Raw genomic sequence first — 18,471 nt, forward strand, 5'->3', positions numbered from 1 at the left:
TTTACGGCGAAACGCCCTCTTTTCCCCCTCCTCGTCAGAGGGGGGGGATTGGGGGTGGTGCTGGCCGCAGCAACCCTCCTCACCAGCTGTATCCCCCAATCCCGCGCCACCCCCGATCAGCCGCCGCAAGTGCGCCCCACCATCGTCAGCCTGAACCCGTGCACTGACGCAATTCTTGCCGAAGTGGCCGATCCTGCGCAAATCCTTGCCATATCGCACTATAGCAAGGACCCGCGCTCCTCCTCGATGGACGTAAAGGCCGCAAACCACCTGCCGTCCACACGCGGCACGGTCGAAGAAGTGCTGTCCTTGCGTCCCGATCTGGTGCTTGGCAGCACCTTCACCGATCCTGCCACCGTCATTGCCTATCACCGCTTGGGCCTGCATTTCGAGCCGCTCGGCATGGCGGCCACCATCGCCGATAGCCGCGCGCAGATCCGCCAGATTGCAGCGCTGACCGGCCATGCCGATCGCGGCGAAGCCCTTGTCGCGCGGATAGACGCAGCGCTTGCCGCAGCAGCACCGCCCGCCAACGTGCAGCCGATCCCCACGGTCGTTTGGCAATCGGGCGGTATGGTTCCCGGCGATGGTACATTGATCGCCGACGTCCTGCGCCATACCGGCTTCACCAACTTCGCCGCCGCGCGCGGGTTCGGGCAGGCGGACTTCCTGCCGCTCGAAAAGATGCTCGCCGATCCGCCCGGCCTGATCCTCGTGGCGGGGCAGAGCGCGGAAACTGGCCAAAATGGCGGCGATGACCGAGTCCTTTCCCATCCCGCGCTCAAAGCGCTGACCACCACGCATCGCGCCAGCCTGAACCCCAAACTGCTCTATTGCGGCGGCCCCACGATCATCACTGCGGCCCGGCAATTGGCAAAAGTCCGCCAAACAATCCACCCCGAACCGGGGAGGGGGACCATCCGCAGGATGGTGGAGGGGCATTCACGGTGATGACCAACCTCACCAGAGCCCTCATCCTAGCCCTTATCGCCGTCATTCCGCTCTCTCTGCTCGCGGGCCAAGTATGGATTGACCCGTTCGGCCCGCCCGTGCCCAACGCCACTGCCATCCTGATGGAATTGCGCCTGCCGCGCGCCGTGCTCGCGCTGGTGCTTGGCGCAGGCCTCGGCGCTGCGGGCGCTGCCATGCAAGGCTATTTGCGCAACCCGCTGGCAGACCCAGGCCTGTTCGGCATCGCGCCCGCCGCAGCCCTTGGCGCGGTACTCTCGTTCTATGCCGGGTTTGGCGCGCAGCCGCTTCTCCTCCCGCTTCTCGCGCTGATCGGCGCAGGCGGCGCGATGGGCTTGCTTGCGCTGATTGCCGGACGCAGCGGCGGAATTGCGCTGTTCACGCTGGCGGGCATGATGATCGCCAGCCTTGCGGGCGCGCTGACGAGCCTTGCCATCAGCCTCTCGCCCAATCCCTTTGCCTTGTCTGAAATCGTGACATGGCTGATGGGCGCGCTGGCAGATCGCGGCTGGCATGAAGTGCGGCTGGCCTTGCCGCTCACCGCGCTGGGCCTCGTCGCCCTGTGGCGCGCTGCCCCCAGCCTAGATGCGTTGACTCTGGGTGAAGACGCCGCTCGCTCATTGGGGGTTGAGCCGACCTATCTCCTCTGGCTGATGATCATTGGCGTCGGCCTGATTGTGGGCAGTGGTGTGGCGGTGGCGGGCATGATCGGCTTTGTCGGATTGATGGTGCCGCATTTCGTGCGCCCTTTCACCGATCAGCGCCCTTCAGCCACGCTCGTCCCCTCCGCGCTGGGTGGAGCATTGCTGTTGCTGATCGCCGATTGCCTGTGCCGCATCCTGCCGCTGGCGGGTGGAGAATTGCGCCTTGGCATTGCGCTAAGCCTTGCCGGAGCGCCGTTTTTCCTGCGGCTTTTGCTCAAGCTGCGGCGGGAACTGGCCTGATGCTCGAAGCGCTTGGCCTCATTATTGCGGGCCGTTTGAACGGCGTCACCGCGCAACTTCACCCCGGCCGCGTCACCGCGATCTGTGGCCCCAACGGTGCGGGAAAATCAACCTTGCTCAGCGCGCTGGCCGGTCTACTCGCTCCCGATAGCGGCATTGTCACGCTGTTGAGCAAACCGCTTGACCAGATTGCCCCGCAGGAACGCGCCTGCCGGATCGGGTATCTGCCGCAATCGGCGCAAGTGGCGTGGAACATCTCTGTTCGCACGTTGGCCGGCTTAGGGCGCATGCCCCATCGCACCAGTGCTGCCGAAAACGCCCGCGCGGTCGATGAAGCGCTCGGCCTGATGCAGCTTGAAGACCTTGCGGATCGGGCCTTGTCCGAATTGTCAGGCGGAGAACGCGCACGCGCTTTGATTGCCCGCGTTCTCGCCACGCAGCCGCACTGGATTTTGGCGGATGAGCCGCTGGCGGCGCTTGATTTGGCGCATCAGCAGGCGCTTGCGGCAAGATTGCAGACTTTGGCCGCGCAGGGGAGGGGCGTGGTTGTGGTAGTCCATGACCTGGCGCTGGCGATGAACCACGCAGACCATGTTATCGTTTTGGACAAGGGTCGTGTTGCAGCCACGGGCGCGCCTGAAAAAGCGCTGTCAGAGCACGTAATTGCCGACGTTTGGGGCCTGCAAACGCGGTGGTTGGGTGATCCGGGCCATCGTGCGTTGGCGTTATAAAGAGGCGGCTATGTCGTTTGCATAGACAGACCGCAGAGTACCCACCCCGCTGCGACCAATTTCGCCTATGGCTCAATAAGTCTCGCTCCCCTCCCGCTTGCGGGAGGGGCTGGGGGTGGGCTTACTACCTTCGCTTTATTCAAGAACGCTTGGGCGGTGGGCCCTTGCGGTGCGGCTTTCCTTCGGGGCGCTTGCCACCTTCCGGGCGGGGGCCACGCGGAAACTGGCGCGGACCGCCGGGGTGAGCACGGGGACCACCGGGATGGCTGCGCGGACCGCGTGGGCCATCGTTTGAATCCCCGCGACGGTTTTCACGCGCCTCTTCACGCGGACCATCGGGTGATGGTTCGATGTGAATGCCGTTTTCGTCCTCACCCTTGGGATCGGCGGTGCGGCGCACCGCGTCAGCGAACTTGTCGGCAATCGCGCGCGGCACCTGAAACCACGTTTCGTTGGGTGTGATGCGGATCGCGCCGATTTCCTGACGTGAAACGTGGCCACGGCGGCAAAGCGTTGGCAGGATCCAGCGTGGATCGGCGTTCTGGCGGCGGCCCACATCCATGCGGAACCAAACGGTGTCTTCAAAACCTTCGCGGTGCGTAGGCGGTGCGCGGCGGCCATCATCACTGCCGCCTGATGACAGCATTTCTTCAGCTTGCGGCATCGCGGCGCGGTGCGCGCGGACAAGAGCGGCAGCCAGTTCTTCGGGCGAGCGCTGTTCAAGCAGCACGCGGCCGATTTCCAGATCGTCCTCTTCCACTTCGACCGGCGCCAGAATCGTTTCCATCAAGCGCACGCGATCTTGCGCGCGGATCATTTCCAGCGATGGTACTTCGGCCCACTCGGCATTGATGCGCGCGCCGCGCAGCATCATTTCCACGCGGCGACGGCGCGGGAATGGCACGATGAGCACGGCAGTGCCCTTCTTGCCCGCACGGCCCGTGCGTCCCGAACGGTGCTGCAAAGTTTCGGCATCGCGCGGAATTTCCACGTGAACCACAAGGCTGAGCGAGGGCAGATCGATGCCGCGCGCAGCAACGTCGGTTGCCACACAAACGCGGGCGCGACGGTCGCGCAGGGCTTGCAGCGCGTTGTTGCGTTCCGATTGGCTGTGCTCACCTGAAAGCGCAACGGCGGTAAAGCCACGCTCGACCAGCGTGGCGTGCAGGCGGCGCACGTTATCGCGCGTGGCACAAAACAGCATCGCGGTTTCGGCTTCGTGGAAGCGCAGCAGGTTGACGACAGCGGCTTCGATTTCAGCCGGAGCCACCGCTACGGCACGATAGGCGATATCGCCATGCCCGCGATCTTCGCCAACCGTCGAAATACGCAGCGAATTGCGCTGATAACGCTTGGCCAGCGCCTCAATCGGCTTAGGCATTGTTGCCGAGAACAGCAGCGTACGGCGGCCCTCGGGCGTTGCGTCGAGCAGTTCTTCCAGATCTTCGCGGAAGCCCATGTCGAGCATCTCGTCGGCTTCATCGAGCACGACCGAACGCAAGGCCGAAAGGTCGAGTGCGCCACGTTCAAGGTGATCGCGTAAGCGGCCCGGTGTGCCGACTACGATATGCGCGCCGTGGCTAAGCGCGCGGCGTTCGCGCGATGCATCCATGCCGCCAACGCACGTGGCAATGCGCGCTTGGGTGGGGGCATAAAGCCACGTCAATTCGCGGCTTACTTGCAACGCCAATTCGCGGGTAGGCGCAATCACCAGCGCCAGTGGCGAAGTGGTATAGGCCATCTTCTCCTCGTCGCCGAGCAGTTCGTTGGCCATGGCTAGGCCGAACGCTACTGTCTTGCCCGAACCGGTCTGGGCCGAAACGATCATGTCACGGCCAATGGCTTCGGGCTGGCTTACCGAGGCCTGGACCGGGGTAAGCGCGGTATAGCCGTGGTCCTCTAGGGCCTTGGCGAGAGGGGCGGGCAAATTTTCAAATATCATAGGTCATCGCTTGTCTGGCCGCTTGAGCGGCACGTTCTGGTTGGGTCAGTCTGCCGGCTGTTTGCGCGCGGATTCATTGCGCGCATCGCTCTGGCCTCGATTTATCCCACAAGACTCTGGCGATGCAGTTGGCGCGGCCCTTACAGTGTGATTTCGGTTTTGGCTTGTCTTTTTTTCAAAATGCGGCGTCCGGTGTGGGTTCTTTTGATGGACCGGCTTGCTGAGCATCGCCGCTATGGCTAATTTGTTAGGTGAGCAAACAAAAGTAGGCGGGAGAGGTTATAGTGGCTGAACAGGCAGGTGTTCCCGACATTGAAGAGACTGCCCGCAAGGCACCAGCGCGCATCCGCTATCTGGCCGAGGGGGACTATGTAACGCGCCGCTATGTCAGCCAGGGTGCCGAGATGAATACCGGCGAATACGTCGATCATGATTGCGTCGTGCGCGATGGCATGCCGATCCGCGATCACTTTGCGCTTGATACGCACGGCTTCATGCTGGGCAAACACACCACGGCGATTCAGGACTTTCTTGATAAGCCTGCCGTTGATGCGTTGTATATGCGCGAAGTGGAGGAACTGGTGGCGAGGCTTTGCGGAGCGACGCGCGCCGCCGCCCAAGGCTGGATGATCCGCACTTCTGCCGATCTTTCGGCACGGGCCAAAGAGAAAGTCGAAGGCTATTCCCATAGCGGCGGCATCCAGCCACCAGCGGGCGAAGCGCATGTCGATTACAATGAATTGACCGGTCGTCGTTCAGCCGCCCGGGTCTATGCGGATCGTTTTCCCGATGGGCCGGGGTACAAGCGCTATATCTGCTTTTCGCTGTGGCGCACGTTTTCCCAAGGGCCGCAGGACTGGCCTTTGGCGGTGTGTGACGGGCGCACGGTGACGGACGAGGAAACAGCGTCAAACACCCTGTTTGTTGTCGATGAATTTCCGACAGGTGACGCGCTGACCGCGCCGGTCGAAGGCGAGGACCAGATGATCGCCGCCACCATCTTCCGCCATCGTGACCGCCACCGGTGGTGGTACTTCTCGAACATGGCGGCTGATGATGTCTTGCTATTCAAGTTTCAGGATAGCGATCATTCGGTCACATGGCGTTGTCCGCACACGGCTTTTCACGATACGAGTTTGCCCTATGCGCAAACCCGGATGAGCATCGAGGTGCGTTGCATCGCCTTCTTTGAATAGCCCAAAGGGGCAAACGGTTGACGTTCCCACGGTTTGCAGACAAGGGGCGAAAATGATCGATCCCCGCCACTTCCGTAACGTCCTTGGCACCTGGCCAACCGGCGTCTGTGTTATCACCGCCATTGATGCCGACGGGCAGCGGCATGGCTTGGTGGTAGGATCGTTCACCTCGATCTCGCTCGATCCCCCGCTTGTAGGCTTTTTCCCCGACAAGCGTTCGAGCACTTGGCCAAAGATTGCCGAAGCGGGCCGGTTCTGCGTAAACGTGCTGGGTGCGGATCAATTGAATTTGTGCAATCGCTTTGCTGCCCGTTCGGACGATAAGTTTGCCGATCTGGCGCATGGGGTAAGCCCGTCGGGCCAACCGTTGTTAGACAATGCGATCGCGTGGATGGACTGCACGGTTGAGCGGGTTGAAGATATCGGCGATCACTTGCTCGTTGTCGGCGCGGTGGAAGCGCTGGATCGGCGCGAGGATGGCTCGCCGCTGCTGTTCTTCCGTGGCAAGTACCATGACGTGGCTGATCTCCCAGGCGTTTGATGGGGCATCAACGCTAAAAATTGTTTGCATTTTTGACATCGGTCAACGTCGGGGTAGCGCAATCGCCATAGACAGGACTTCGACGCAGCGTGGAGCTTTTGCTCATTGGTACCCCCCGCTTCGCTGCGCCGATTTCTCCCCGACTCGGGCGGTCTTGCGAAAAGGCCGCCCCATTTTTTTGTCTTAACCGGCAAGCGATGGCCCGTTTGTGGTGATTGGCGCTTGTTTTGGCGGTTTCGCCAATTGCGGGGCAGGGCAGCCGGTGGTACCGTAAAGCCATGAGTTCATGCGATACCTGCGTTGTCCGCAACCGTGCGATCTGCTCCGGCCTTGATGATGCTGAGCTGGTTTCGCTTAACAATATGGGCCGTCGCCGCAATGTCACCGCTGGCGAACCGCTGATATGGGAAGATGATGATTCTCTGCTCGTCGCCAATGTTATCGAAGGCGTCCTGAAGCTGACCACCAGCACAGAAGATGGCCGCGAACAGATCGTTGGCGTGGCTTACCCATCGGATTTCATCGGACGCCCCTTCGGACAGACCAGCAGCGCCAGTGTTGTAGCTTTAACCGATGCGCGGGTTTGCGTGTTCTCGCGCAATGATTTTGATCGCTTCGCGCGCGAACACCCTGAACTCGAACACAAACTTCTCGAACGCACGCTGGCCGAACTGGACCGCACCCGTTCGTGGATGATGCTGCTGGGCCGCAAGAATGCGTCTGAAAAGATCGCCACGTTCCTGCTCGAAATGTCGGAACGGCTGGCTGACAGCACGTGCACGGCGGCAACAGGGCCAGCCAAACGCTTCTCGCTGCCCTTCTCGCGCCAGCAAGTGGCTGATCTGCTGGGGTTGACGATTGAAACGGTCAGCCGCCAGTTCACCAAACTGAAAAACGATGGCGTGGTTGAACTGCCATCACGGCGCGAGGTCGAAATCGTCAATCGCGGCGCGCTGCTCGCTCTGGCGGGTTGAGTCAGGCTTTGGCGCACGCGCTATAACAAAGCAGGTGCGGGCAGGGCGGTGAAGGGGTGATCCCAGAACCCCGGTACGATCCTGCCCGCTATCCCCGGGTCCTGCTGGCGTGGGGGAGAGCAGGACCCGGAGAAATTCACAACATCAGAAGCGGTAAGCCAAACCGGCGCTGATGACCCATGGATCAAGCGAATGCTTTGTGGTGAGCACTTCTGCATTGCCCGCAAAGAAATGCGCGGTCGTATCCATGAAGTACTTTTTGGCATCAAGGCTGAGCCCCAAGCCCTTGTCATTCAACGGAACATCTACGCCTGCTTGCAGGGCAAAGCCCAGATCGTTGGAAAAGCGCACTTTGGTAACGCCCAAAGGCACGATGCTGGAGCCGGGCTTTTCACCGAAATAGAGGAACATCGCAGGGCCAGCACCGACATAGGGCTTTAGGCCACCACCCATCGGCAGGTGATACTTGAGCGTTAGCGTAGCGGGCAGGACCAGCACGTGATCGACGATTTCCGTCGCCGCAGCCAGCGTGCCGGTGCCGCTGATATGGTGCTGGGTAAAGCAGCAGATCGTTTCAGCCGAAATGTTCGGCGTCACAAAGTACTCGACCGCGACCGTCGGCACATAGTTGTCGTTGGCCTTTGTATTCGCGCCGACCGTAAGGCCGAGAACGTCGGTTTTCACCGCAACAATCTTGCCATCAGGCAGTACGCCGGTGCCCAGCACTTTCACTTGCAGTTTGCCGTCTGCCGAACCAGCGAGAGCCGGAGCCGGAGCCAAAGCGGCAGCAGCAATCAAGGCGGGCAGGGCGGCAGTCATCAGCTTTTTCATTGGTCTTATCCTGTGCCCCGGCTGGTCTACCCCGCGTAGACCGTTGCTTTGTCCGGGGATCGTTCTTGCTGATGGACCGTTGCTAACCGTCCGACATTGACGAAACGCAAAAGTGTCAATTTTCAGCCTTGGGCCAAGGTATGAGACTGATTTCGTTTGAATTGATGTCGATCAATAATCCTTCGCTCCGACGGGTGTAGCGCGCCCTCAACATCACTCATGGAAGGAAGGCTCCATGGAAACAGCACTCTCTCGCTCGGGCTTATGGCTCATTGGGCTTCTCATGGCCGTCCTCGCCTGCGCTGCTGCAGTCGACACAGGCTTCGCTATCCATATGGGCATCGTGGGCTTTGCCTGTATCATCGGCCTCATCGTCACATTGCGCGGGGTGGACATAAACCGCGCCATCCTCGCACCCGATCAGGGGCGCTATGATGATGACGTTATCCGTTGGGGCGTTATCGCCACGGTATTCTGGGGCATGGCCGGGTTCCTGGCGGGCCTGATTATAGCATCGCAGCTCGCTTTGCCGGTGCTGAACCTCGGTCTTGAATGGACCGCGTTTGGCCGGTTGCGCCCTTTGCACACATCCGCTGTCATCTTTGCATTTGGAGGCAACGCGCTGATCGCCACGTCGTTTTACGTGGTGCAGCGCACTTGCCGGGCGAGGCTGGCCTTCCCCGGCCTCGCCCGTTTCGTGTTCTGGGGTTACCAGCTGTTCATCGTGCTGGCCGCCACGGGCTATTTGCTCGGGATCACACAGGGCAAGGAATATGCCGAGCCCGAATGGTACGTCGATATCTGGCTGACCATCGTGTGGGTCGCTTATCTTGCGGTCTTCGTCGGCACGATCGTCAAGCGCACCGAGCCGCACATCTATGTGGCGAACTGGTTCTACCTCGCTTTCATCATCACCGTTGCGATGCTGCACATCGTCAACAACCTCAACTGGCCTGTCAGCTTCGTTGGCAGCCGCAGCTTTCCGGTTTTCGCAGGCGTGCAAGGCGCGCTGGTGCAGTGGTGGTATGGCCATAACGCGGTCGGATTTTTCCTCACCGCAGGTTTCTTGGCGATGATGTACTATTTCGTGCCCAAACAGGCCGAACGTCCGATCTTCTCCTATCGCCTGTCGATCATCCACTTCTGGGCACTGATCTTCCTCTATATCTGGGCGGGCCCTCATCACCTTCACTACACCGCCTTGCCCGATTGGGCGCAAACGCTGGGCATGGTCTTCTCGGTCATGCTGTGGATGCCAAGCTGGGGCGGTATGATCAACGGTCTGATGACGCTGAACGGCGCATGGGACAAAGTCCGCACCGATCCGATCATCCGCATGATGGTGATGGCGCTGGCGTTCTACGGCATGAGCACGTTCGAAGGGCCGATGATGTCGATCAAGTCGGTCAACAGCCTCTCGCACTATACCGATTGGACCATCGGCCATGTGCATTCAGGCGCTCTGGGCTGGAACGGCATGATCACCTTTGCGTGCCTCTATTACATGGTGCCGCGCCTGTGGGGTAAACCGCGCCTTTACAGCCTGCGCATGGTCAACTGGCACTTCTGGTTGGCGACCGTGGGCATCGTTTTCTACGCCTCCTCGATGTGGGTGGCGGGCATCACGCAAGGCCTGATGTGGCGCGAATATGGCGCTGACGGATATCTGGTGAACAGCTTTGCCGAAACCGTCCTCGCCTTGAAGCCCATGTACTTCCTGCGCGCCTTTGGTGGTTTGCTTTACCTTGCTGGTGCTGTCGTGATGACGGTCAACGTCTGGCGCACCATTCTGGGCCACCAGCGCGGTGAAGCGCCGATGCGCGATGCCGCCTTCGATCCCGCAAAGGATCGTCCGATCATCGCTGCGCCTGTCGCCGCCTGAGCCAAAGCTTCCGGAGAAAATCCCATGACCACAATCGTGGAACGCCACAAGAAACTGGAACGCAATGTCACCCTGCTGGGCCTCGCCGCCTTTGCAGCGGTGACGGTGGGCGGCATCGTCGAGATCGCGCCGCTGTTCTGGATCGATAACACGATCGAGAAGGTCGACGGCATGCGTCCCTACACCCCGCTCGAACAAGCCGGACGCGACATTTATATCCGCGAAGGCTGCTACAATTGCCACAGCCAGATGATCCGTCCGTTCCGTGACGAGGTCGAACGCTACGGCCACTACAGCCTCGCGGCGGAATCAATGTACGACCATCCGTTCCAGTGGGGATCAAAGCGCACCGGGCCTGATCTGGCGCGTGTCGGCAACCGTTATTCGGATGAATGGCATGTCCAGCATCTGAAAGACCCGCGCACGCTGGTGCCGGAATCGATCATGCCGACATATGCGCATCTGGCAAAGCACGAGCTGAACGCGGGCGACATGACGGCGGAATTGCGCACGCTTTATCAAGTGGGCGTGCCCTATTCGCCAGACGACATCGCCAAGGCCAACGACGATCTGAAAGTTCAGGCCGAAGCCGATGGCGACGCCAGCGACCTCAAGAAGCGCTACCCCAAAGCGCAGGCCCGCGATTTCGATGGCGATCCAAAGCGCCTGACCGAGATGGATGCACTTGTCGCCTATCTCCAGATGCTGGGCACGCTGGTCGATGTGAATGCGCCTGCCGCGCAAGAAACGCTCGCCAAGGAGAAGGGCCGATGAGCGCGCACTCCACATACGACCTGCTGCGGCATCTGGCCGATAGCTGGGGTCTGCTGCTGATGACGGCAATCTTCCTTGGCCTGTGCGCATGGCCTTTCCGGCCCGGCGCACGGCCCATGAACCGCGATGCCGCCCATTCGATCTTTAAGGATGAGAGCGATGTCTAAACCACGCTTGGATGACGCAACCGGCGTCGAAACCGTTGGCCACGAATGGGATGGCATTGAAGAACTGAACAACCCGCTGCCGCGCTGGTGGTTGTGGTCGTTCTATGCCTGTATCGCGTTCGCGATTGGCTATGTCATTGCCTATCCGGCCATTCCGCTGCTCGACACAGCAACCGCAGGCACGTTCGGCTGGTCCAGCCGGGGCGATTTGCAAAAGGAAATGAAAGCAGAATCCGTGCGCACCGCAGGGATGATGTCGGAATTGAGCAAAGCCTCGATTGAACAGATCGCCACCGATCCCCGCCTGCGTCGCGCTGCGATTGATGGTGGACGCGCAGCGTTCAAGGTCAATTGTGTGCAATGCCACGGCAATGGCGCTGCGGGCAGCGTCGGCTATCCCAATCTGAATGACGATGACTGGCTGTGGGGCGGCGATGCAGCGGCGATCCACCAGACGCTGGTCAACGGCATTCGCCAGCCCGGTGATGACGCAACGCGGATGAGCATGATGCCGGCCTTCGGTCGCGACGGCATCCTCACCGCCCCACAAGTGCAAGATGCCGTCAGCTTTGTCCGCGTGATCTCCGGCAACGAAAAGCCAAGCGCTTCGGCACAGCGCGGCGCGGCAATCTTCACCGCCAATTGCGCAGTATGCCACGGCGCGAATGGAGAAGGCAGCCGCGCAGTTGGCGCACCGAAGCTTAGCGACGCGATCTGGCTCTATGGCGGCGATCGCAAAGCGCTGACGCAGACGCTGACCAATGCGCGCTATGGCGTGATGCCATCATGGGGCAACCGGCTTGATCCGGTGACCGTCAAGATGCTTGCCACTTACGTCCATTCGCTCGGCGGCGGTGAAGCAGCGCCCGCTCCTGACCCAGCCGCACCACCAGTCGCAGCGGCGCAATAAGCCCAAGACAGGACATATAGCCATGAACGCGCACGATCCCAAACTCAGCGCGGACCACGCAAACGAAATCGGCCACGAAACCAGCATGTACGAAAAGCGTAAAGCCGTTTTCCCCAAGGCCATCGACGGGGCTTTTCGGCGCTTCAAGTGGCTGGTCATGGCCGTGTGCCTGACAATCTACTGGGGCACTCCCTGGATCCGCTGGGATCGCGGGCCTTATGCCCCCGATCAAGCGGTGCTGATTGATCTGGCGCACCGCCGGTTCTTCATGTTCAACATCGAAATCTGGCCGCACGAGTTCTACTTTATAGCAGGCCTGCTGATCATGGCGGGGATCGGCCTGTTCCTCGTCACCAGCGTGGTCGGGCGCGCATGGTGCGGCTATGCCTGCCCGCAAACGGTCTGGACCGATCTGTTCCAGCACGTTGACCGCCTGATAGATGGGGATCGCAACGCCCAATTGCGTTTGCAAAAGGCCCCTTGGGGACCGGCAAAGATTGCGCGGCGCTCGCTCAAGTGGGGCATTTACCTCGGCATCAGCTTTGCCACGGGCGGCGCGTGGATTTTCTACTTCGCCGATGCGCCCACACTGCAATATGAATTCTGGACCGGCACTGCCGCTCCCGTCGCCTATGCCACCACCTTTGTGCTGACCATGACCACGTTCGTGCTGGGCGGTTTCCTGCGCGAACAAGTGTGCATCTACATGTGCCCATGGCCGCGCATCCAGACCGCGATGCTCGATGAAAAGTCGCTGCTCGTCACCTACAAGTATTGGCGCGGAGAGCCGCGCGGTTCGGTCAAAACGGCCTTGAAGGCAGCGACACCCTTGGGCGATTGCATCGATTGCCTGCAATGCGTGGCGGTGTGCCCCACCGGCATCGACATTCGCGAAGGCCCGCAGATTGGCTGCATCACTTGCGCGTTGTGCATTGACGCTTGCGATAAAGCGATGGCCGATGTTGGCCGTCCGCGCGGGCTGATCGATTACTGCACGCTGGATGATGCGACACGCGAGCAGCGCGGTGAAGAATCCGTACCCATTCTCAAGACAATCTTCCGCCCGCGCACTTTGGTTTATCTCGGCGTGTGGTCCGCCATCGGCCTCGCGCTCTTGTTCGCCCTGGGGCAACGCGAACGCATGGGCATCTCGGTCGCCAAGGATCGCAACCCGGAATACGTTACGCTGTCCGATGGCTCGGTCCGCAATGCCTACACGCTGAAGCTGCGTAACATGGAATCGCGCCCGCGCACCTATCGCATTGTCCTTCGCGGACTGCACAACGGGGCGATTTATACCGACGAGATGGATGTCGCTGCTGCACGCCGAGAACTGACCGTTGAAGTGCCTTCGGACACTACCAAGCCGGTGCGTGTTTATGCCCTCAACCCTCGTGGCAGCGCGCCCACCGAATTCGCATTCCTCCTTGCCGCCACCGACAAGGAAGGCGGCCATGACACCAGCGAAACCACCTTCACCACTGCACAAGGAAACGGCCAATGATCCCGCAACGCCGCATCTCCACCGCGACAGTTAAAGCCTTCACCGGCTGGCACATGGCAGTCATTCTCGTCAGCTTCTTTGCTGTCGTCGTCGGCGTTAACGTGCTCATGGCGCGCTTTGCGACGTCCACTTTCGGTGGTGTGGTGGTCGAGAACTCCTATGTCGCCAGCCAGCAATTCAACGGCTGGTTGAAAGAGGCTAGTGCCGAACAGGCGCTTGGCTGGAAGGGCGTTGTCACGCGCGATGGCGATGGTCGTGCGTCTCTCCGCCTGGTCGACAACACCGGGCAAACAATCACCGGCGCAAACGTCACTGCCGTGGCTGAACACCCGCTGGGCCAGCGTCCGGCCAAGGCATTGGTGCTGCATGAAACCGTGCCCGGCACATATGCCGCACCTTTGGAAGCAGGCCGTTGGCGTTTGCGCATCACGGTTGAAGCGCAGGCCAAGGCATGGCGCATGATGGGGGATGTGCAATGAGCGTCGTCGCCTTCAAACAGCCCGAAACGGCAGCGCCGATCCACACGATACTGGCGGTTCCAGCCATGCACTGCGCCGGATGCATGGGCAAAGTCGAGCGCGCGTTCGGCAAAGTCGAGGGCGTTCATTCCGCCCGCACCAACCTGACCGCGCGCAGCGTTGAGGTGATTCACGACGCCCAAGTGGAAATGCCCGCTCTCGTCGCCGCGCTCGCCGCCACCGGCTTTGAAGCGCAAGTGCGCGAGCCCGAGGCTGAGAGTGTTTCGGCGGTAAAGCCCCTGCTTGCCCCGCTGGGCGTGGCGGCTTTTGCCTGCATGAACGTGATGCTGATGTCAGTCAGCGTCTGGTCGGGCGCGGATGGCACGATGCGGTCGCTGTTCCACTGGGTTTCGGCGCTGATCGGCGTTCCCGCCATTGTCTATGCCGGACGCCCGTTCTTCACCTCGGCGCTGAAAGTGCTGCGCCATGGCAAGACCAACATGGACGTGCCGATCTCTATCGGCGTCACCATCGCCACCGGCCTGTCATTCTATGAAACGCTGACGGGCGGGGCCGAGGCATGGTTCGATGGCGTGCTGATGCTGCTGCTGTTCCTGCTGGCTGGCCGCGTGCTGGATGCGATGATGCGTGATCGCGCGCGTTCAGGCGTCGATGCGCTGTTGCGGCAGGCAGCAACTGGCGCGATGGTGATCGAGGCCGATGGGGCAACACGCTGGCTCGATGCCAAATCGCTTCGCCCCGGCATGCTGATGCGCGTAGCTGCAGGCGAACGGCTGGCGGCAGACGGCGAAGTTCTGCGCGGCACCACCCGCTTCGATCAATCGCTGCTGACGGGCGAGAGCGAGCCAGTGCAGGCAGGCCCCGGAACGCTGGTCCATGCCGGCACGCTCAACGCCGATGTGCCGGTCGATGTGCGCGTCACCGCCACGGGCCAGGACACCGCGCTGTCGGAAATCGCCCGCCTGATGGAAGTGGCCGGGCAATCGCGCTCGAAATATGTGCGGATCGCGGATCGCGCTTCAAGGCTCTATGCGCCTGCGGTGCATACTCTGGCAGCGGTGACTTTTGCCGGATGGATGCTGGCCGGGGCAGGGGTCTACCACGCGCTCGTCATCGCCATCGCCGTGCTGATCATCACCTGCCCTTGCGCGCTCGGCCTTGCCGTGCCGGTGGCGCAAGTCGTGGCTGCCAGTGCGCTGATGAAGCGCGGCATATTGGTCAAAGACGGTTCCGCGCTGGAACGCATGGCCGAAATAGACCGCTTGCTGCTCGACAAGACCGGCACGCTGACCATAGGCCGTCCCGTTCCCGATGAAGTCACGCTGGGCGCATTGTCCTGTGCCGAAGCCTCGGTCGCGCTCGCGCTGGCCAGCCACAGTCGCCATCCCCTGTCGCAAGGGCTGGCGCAGGCACTTGGCGCGATGGGCGTGCGCGCGGCTGATCTTGAAGATGTGCGCGAAGAAGCAGGGCAGGGCGTCAGCGCGCGCTGGAACGGCATTGCCGTTGCGCTTGGCCGCCCCGCTTCCGCGCAAGGCATGGCCACCGCGCTGCGCATTGAAGGCGGGCCGGTTCGCGTCATCGCTTTTGCGGATCGCTTGCGCCCCGATGCGCAAGCCGCTCTGGCACAATTGGCCGCCATGGATGTGGAAACCTCGATCCTGTCAGGCGATTCCGTCTCTGCCGTGGGCACAATTGCGCGCATCACTGGCCTGACGGCGCAAGCCGCCGCTTCTCCTGCCGAAAAACAGGAGGCGATAGAGCGCCTGCAGAACGCCGGGCGCAAGGTGATGATGGCAGGCGATGGCCTCAACGATGGCCCCGCGCTCGCCGCAGCACACGCCTCCATCGCACCGGGCACGGCCAGCGATGTTGGACGTCAGGCGGCAGACATGGTGTTCACCTCAGAATCGCTGCTGGCGATCCCGCGCGCCATCCGCGTATCGCGCGCCACGATGCGCGTGGTGCGGCAGAACTTCGTGCTCGCCATCGGTTATAATGCCCTGGCGGTGCCGCTGGCCATCGCCGGTTACGTCACGCCGCTGGTGGCTGCCATTGCCATGTCGACCAGTTCGCTGATCGTCGTCGCCAATTCGCTGCGGCTGACAGGAGAAGCCCGATGAACGGCATTGCGATCATGCTGCCCATCGCCTTGGGCATGGGCCTGTTTGGCCTTGCCGCGTTCTTCTGGGCATTGAAGCGCGGACAATTCGGCGATCTGGACGGGGCAGCGGCACGGATCCTGATTGAAGAGGATGACGAGCCATGAGCCGCCTGCTCAAACTCCTCGCCCCGCTGGCAGTGATCCAGATAGCCAGTCCCGCGCCCGCGCAAGTCTCGTTTGTAATGGTGCCATCATGCGGCGGAACTGGCGGCATGGTGCCGATCCGCATCCCTGGAAAGAACGACGGGAACAATAATCAGCCCTGCTGCAAAATTTGTCATATCTCAATGCGCAAGCGTTTTGCCGCCGATAGCTGTTGCGATGATAGCGAGAGGGAAGACGAAGATGAGAACAGCGGGGAACGGGGCGATAACGATGTCGCCTGATAGTAAGGATCAGACCGAAACCTTTGCGGACTGGACGTATTACCCCGAACTGCTCGAAACTCCGGTGCCACGCTACACCAGCTATCCCACCGCCGCAGAGTTCGTTGACGCAAGCTTTGAAGAGCGCCAGCGCGCCGCATTGCAGGGGTTAAGCGGAACCGTCTCGCTCTATCTGCACATCCCGTATTGTCAGGAAATCTGCTGGTACTGCGGGTGCAATACAGGGGCCGCCAACAAGACCCAGCGCCTCGCCGCCTATCTTGAAGCGCTGCACCACGAAATCGAACTGGTTGCGCGCAATTTGCCTCCATCGGTCCGCATCGCGCGCATCGCCTTTGGCGGTGGCAGTCCCAATGCGATCAAGCCGACCGACTTTGTGCGGCTGGTTGACAAACTCACCCTGAACTTCCGCCTTTCAAGCCCTGTCATCTCTATCGAACTCGATCCGCGCAGCCTTGCGGCTGACTGGTTCATGGCCATCCGCGGGATCGGCGTGATCAAGGCAAGCCTCGGCGTCCAAACGCTCGACCCCACGATACAGGCCGCCATCGGGCGCGTGCAACCGCGCGAACATATCGAACGCGCGACCGAAGGCTTGCGCAAGGCGGGCGTGGATTCGATTAACTTCGATCTGATGTATGGCCTGCCGTTCCAGAACGATGCCGTGCTGGCTGAAACGCTGGACCAGTCCATCGCGATGGGCGCAGACCGCATCGCCCTGTTCGGCTATGCCCACGTGCCGCACATGATCCCGCGCCAGCAGCGCATTGATGCCAGCGAATTGCCCGATCAGCGCGCGCGCTTCCGCATGGCGGCGCAAGGCCACGCGCGGTTGACCGCTGCAGGCTATGATGCGGTCGGCTTTGATCACTTCGCGCTGCCGGGTGATGATCTGGCCATCGCGGCCAGAACCGGCACATTGCGCCGCAATTTCCAGGGCTTCACCGAAGACCAGTCTCCCGTCCTGATCGGGCTTGGCGCATCATCGATCAGCGAATTTCCCGAAGTCTTCGTGCAGAACGAAAAGAACGCCGGGCGTTATCGCATGCTGGTGGGGGCAGACCAGTTGACCGGTCGCAAGGGCGTGATGCGCAATGCCGATGACCGGCGGCGCGGAGCGATAATCACCGATCTGCTGTGCCGTGGCAAAGCCACCATCGATGGCGATCTGCTGGCCATCAACCGTGACCGGCTGGAGCCCTTCATCAAGCGCGGCCTTGCCCGGCTTGATGGCAATAACCTTGAACTGCTGGCGGGCAGTGCGCCTTATGCCCGTTCGGTTGCAGCAGTGTTTGATGCCTATCGCGGCGGGGAAAAGCAGTTCAGCTCTGCTATTTGACGCAAGAATAGCTATGCACTTAGCCTTAAGCAGGTGCACAATCGGTCCCACTCGCGTTAAGCCGACATTCCAATAGGAATGTGCGCAGAACAGCAGCGCGAGGGAGACGCCATGAAGCCGATTGAAACCATCATGCGCACAGCGCCGGTCATTCCGGTTCTGGTGGTCGAGGATGTGGCTCACGCGCTCCCCATCGCGCGCGCTTTGGTGAAGGGCGGTTTGCGCGTCCTCGAAGTCACCTTGCGCACCGCCGCTGCGCTTGATGTGATCCACGCGATGAAGGCTGTCGAAGGCGCCATTGTTGGCGCTGGCACCGTGACCAATCCCGACGAGCTCAAGGCCGCGATTGATGCAGGGGCGGAATTCATCGTCTCGCCGGGGCTGACTGACAATCTCGGCAAGGCCGCCGTGGCATCGGGCATCCCGTTCCTGCCGGGTACCGCATCTGCCGCAGATATCATGCGCGGGCTGGACTTGGGTCTCACGCACTTCAAATTCTTCCCGGCCGCAACATCAGGCGGGCTTCCCGCGTTGAAAGCCTTGGCTGGTCCTTTCCACCAATGCCGCTTCTGCCCCACCGGCGGCATTAGCGCCGCCACCGCGCCGGAATGGCTGGGCTTCGATCCGGTCTTGTGCGTTGGTGGCAGTTGGGTGGTTGGTAAGGGAACACCCGATGAGGTCGCGATTGAAGCTGCCGCGCGCGAAGCTTTCGCGTTGGGACGATAACAAATTTCAGGGAAT

General features: G+C 61.3%; 19 protein-coding genes. 17 read left to right on the forward strand and 2 right to left on the reverse strand.

Going from position 1 to position 18,471, the window contains the following annotated elements:
• The first annotated feature begins 57 nt into the window (after positions 1-57).
• The 3 genes from IP81_RS10945 to IP81_RS10955 are packed head-to-tail and all read left to right on the forward strand — an operon-like array spanning position 58 to position 2,644.
• Positions 58-951, forward strand: coding sequence for an ABC transporter substrate-binding protein (locus IP81_RS10945; RefSeq protein ID WP_231626455.1), 894 nt, complete (start codon positions 58-60; stop codon positions 949-951).
• Positions 951-1,913, forward strand: coding sequence for an iron ABC transporter permease (locus IP81_RS10950; RefSeq protein WP_054108035.1), 963 nt, complete (start codon positions 951-953; stop codon positions 1,911-1,913). Before IP81_RS10945 ends, IP81_RS10950 begins: the two co-directional genes overlap by 1 nt.
• Entirely contained in the window at positions 1,913-2,644 is a 732-nt protein-coding gene (locus IP81_RS10955; RefSeq protein ID WP_054108036.1) for an ABC transporter ATP-binding protein, read from the forward strand. Before IP81_RS10950 ends, IP81_RS10955 begins: the two co-directional genes overlap by 1 nt.
• A gap of 139 nt (positions 2,645-2,783) precedes the next feature.
• On the opposite strand, the gene IP81_RS10960 is transcribed toward IP81_RS10955, so the two are convergent.
• Positions 2,784-4,586 (reverse strand): DEAD/DEAH box helicase, encoded by a 1,803-nt coding sequence (locus IP81_RS10960; RefSeq protein WP_054108037.1) that lies wholly within the window; start codon positions 4,584-4,586, stop codon positions 2,784-2,786.
• 284 nt (positions 4,587-4,870) lie between these two features.
• Between IP81_RS10960 and IP81_RS10965 the strand changes: the two genes are divergently transcribed.
• The 3 genes from IP81_RS10965 to IP81_RS10975 all read left to right on the forward strand — a co-directional run bounded on the left by IP81_RS10965 (position 4,871) and on the right by IP81_RS10975 (position 7,297).
• The gene (locus IP81_RS10965) at positions 4,871-5,782 is read left to right on the forward strand and encodes a CmcJ/NvfI family oxidoreductase (RefSeq protein ID WP_054108038.1); all 912 of its coding nucleotides are present in this window, start codon (positions 4,871-4,873) and stop codon (positions 5,780-5,782) included.
• Positions 5,783-5,834: 52 nt separating this feature from the next.
• Positions 5,835-6,323, forward strand: coding sequence for a flavin reductase family protein (locus IP81_RS10970; protein WP_054108039.1), 489 nt, complete (start codon positions 5,835-5,837; stop codon positions 6,321-6,323).
• 278 nt (positions 6,324-6,601) lie between these two features.
• Complete coding sequence (locus IP81_RS10975; RefSeq protein WP_054108040.1) at positions 6,602-7,297, forward strand: Crp/Fnr family transcriptional regulator; 696 nt, start codon at positions 6,602-6,604, stop codon at positions 7,295-7,297.
• 144 nt (positions 7,298-7,441) lie between these two features.
• On the opposite strand, the gene IP81_RS10980 is transcribed toward IP81_RS10975, so the two are convergent.
• A complete protein-coding gene (locus IP81_RS10980; RefSeq protein ID WP_054108041.1) occupies positions 7,442-8,128 on the reverse strand; it encodes an OmpW family protein in 687 nt (228 codons plus the stop codon).
• Positions 8,129-8,363: 235 nt separating this feature from the next.
• On the opposite strand from IP81_RS10980, the gene ccoN reads away from it, so the two are divergent.
• The 11 genes from ccoN to eda all read left to right on the forward strand — a co-directional run bounded on the left by ccoN (position 8,364) and on the right by eda (position 18,456).
• The gene (gene ccoN, locus IP81_RS10985) at positions 8,364-10,010 is read left to right on the forward strand and encodes a cytochrome-c oxidase, cbb3-type subunit I (protein ID WP_054108042.1); all 1,647 of its coding nucleotides are present in this window, start codon (positions 8,364-8,366) and stop codon (positions 10,008-10,010) included.
• A gap of 24 nt (positions 10,011-10,034) precedes the next feature.
• Complete coding sequence (gene ccoO / locus IP81_RS10990; protein ID WP_054108043.1) at positions 10,035-10,784, forward strand: cytochrome-c oxidase, cbb3-type subunit II; 750 nt, start codon at positions 10,035-10,037, stop codon at positions 10,782-10,784.
• Positions 10,781-10,951 (forward strand): cbb3-type cytochrome c oxidase subunit 3, encoded by a 171-nt coding sequence (locus IP81_RS10995; RefSeq protein WP_054108044.1) that lies wholly within the window; start codon positions 10,781-10,783, stop codon positions 10,949-10,951. The genes ccoO and IP81_RS10995 overlap by 4 nt, the downstream gene beginning before the upstream one ends.
• Positions 10,944-11,861 (forward strand): cytochrome-c oxidase, cbb3-type subunit III, encoded by a 918-nt coding sequence (gene ccoP, locus IP81_RS11000; RefSeq protein ID WP_082356107.1) that lies wholly within the window; start codon positions 10,944-10,946, stop codon positions 11,859-11,861. Before IP81_RS10995 ends, ccoP begins: the two co-directional genes overlap by 8 nt.
• 22 nt (positions 11,862-11,883) lie before the next feature.
• On the forward strand, positions 11,884-13,365 hold the full coding sequence (gene ccoG, locus IP81_RS11005; protein WP_054108124.1) for a cytochrome c oxidase accessory protein CcoG: 1,482 nt from the start codon (positions 11,884-11,886) through the stop codon (positions 13,363-13,365).
• On the forward strand, positions 13,362-13,844 hold the full coding sequence (locus IP81_RS11010) for a FixH family protein (protein ID WP_054108046.1): 483 nt from the start codon (positions 13,362-13,364) through the stop codon (positions 13,842-13,844). The genes ccoG and IP81_RS11010 overlap by 4 nt, the downstream gene beginning before the upstream one ends.
• The gene (locus tag IP81_RS11015; protein WP_054108047.1) at positions 13,841-15,964 is read left to right on the forward strand and encodes a heavy metal translocating P-type ATPase; all 2,124 of its coding nucleotides are present in this window, start codon (positions 13,841-13,843) and stop codon (positions 15,962-15,964) included. Before IP81_RS11010 ends, IP81_RS11015 begins: the two co-directional genes overlap by 4 nt.
• Positions 15,961-16,110, forward strand: a complete 150-nt coding sequence (gene ccoS, locus IP81_RS11020) for a cbb3-type cytochrome oxidase assembly protein CcoS (protein ID WP_054108048.1) — start codon at positions 15,961-15,963, stop codon at positions 16,108-16,110. The genes IP81_RS11015 and ccoS overlap by 4 nt, the downstream gene beginning before the upstream one ends.
• Positions 16,107-16,391 carry a hypothetical protein gene (locus tag IP81_RS11025; protein WP_054108049.1) on the forward strand — a complete coding sequence of 95 codons (285 nt, stop codon included), beginning with the start codon at positions 16,107-16,109 and terminating at the stop codon, positions 16,389-16,391. The genes ccoS and IP81_RS11025 overlap by 4 nt, the downstream gene beginning before the upstream one ends.
• Entirely contained in the window at positions 16,381-17,730 is a 1,350-nt protein-coding gene (gene hemN, locus IP81_RS11030) for an oxygen-independent coproporphyrinogen III oxidase (protein ID WP_054108050.1), read from the forward strand. The genes IP81_RS11025 and hemN overlap by 11 nt, the downstream gene beginning before the upstream one ends.
• A gap of 111 nt (positions 17,731-17,841) precedes the next feature.
• Entirely contained in the window at positions 17,842-18,456 is a 615-nt protein-coding gene (gene eda, locus IP81_RS11035; RefSeq protein ID WP_054108125.1) for a bifunctional 4-hydroxy-2-oxoglutarate aldolase/2-dehydro-3-deoxy-phosphogluconate aldolase, read from the forward strand.
• The last annotated feature ends 15 nt before the right edge of the window (positions 18,457-18,471 follow it).

The organism is Novosphingobium sp. AAP83 (assembly GCF_001295795.1).
Taxonomy (GTDB): Bacteria; Pseudomonadota; Alphaproteobacteria; order Sphingomonadales; family Sphingomonadaceae; genus Novosphingobium.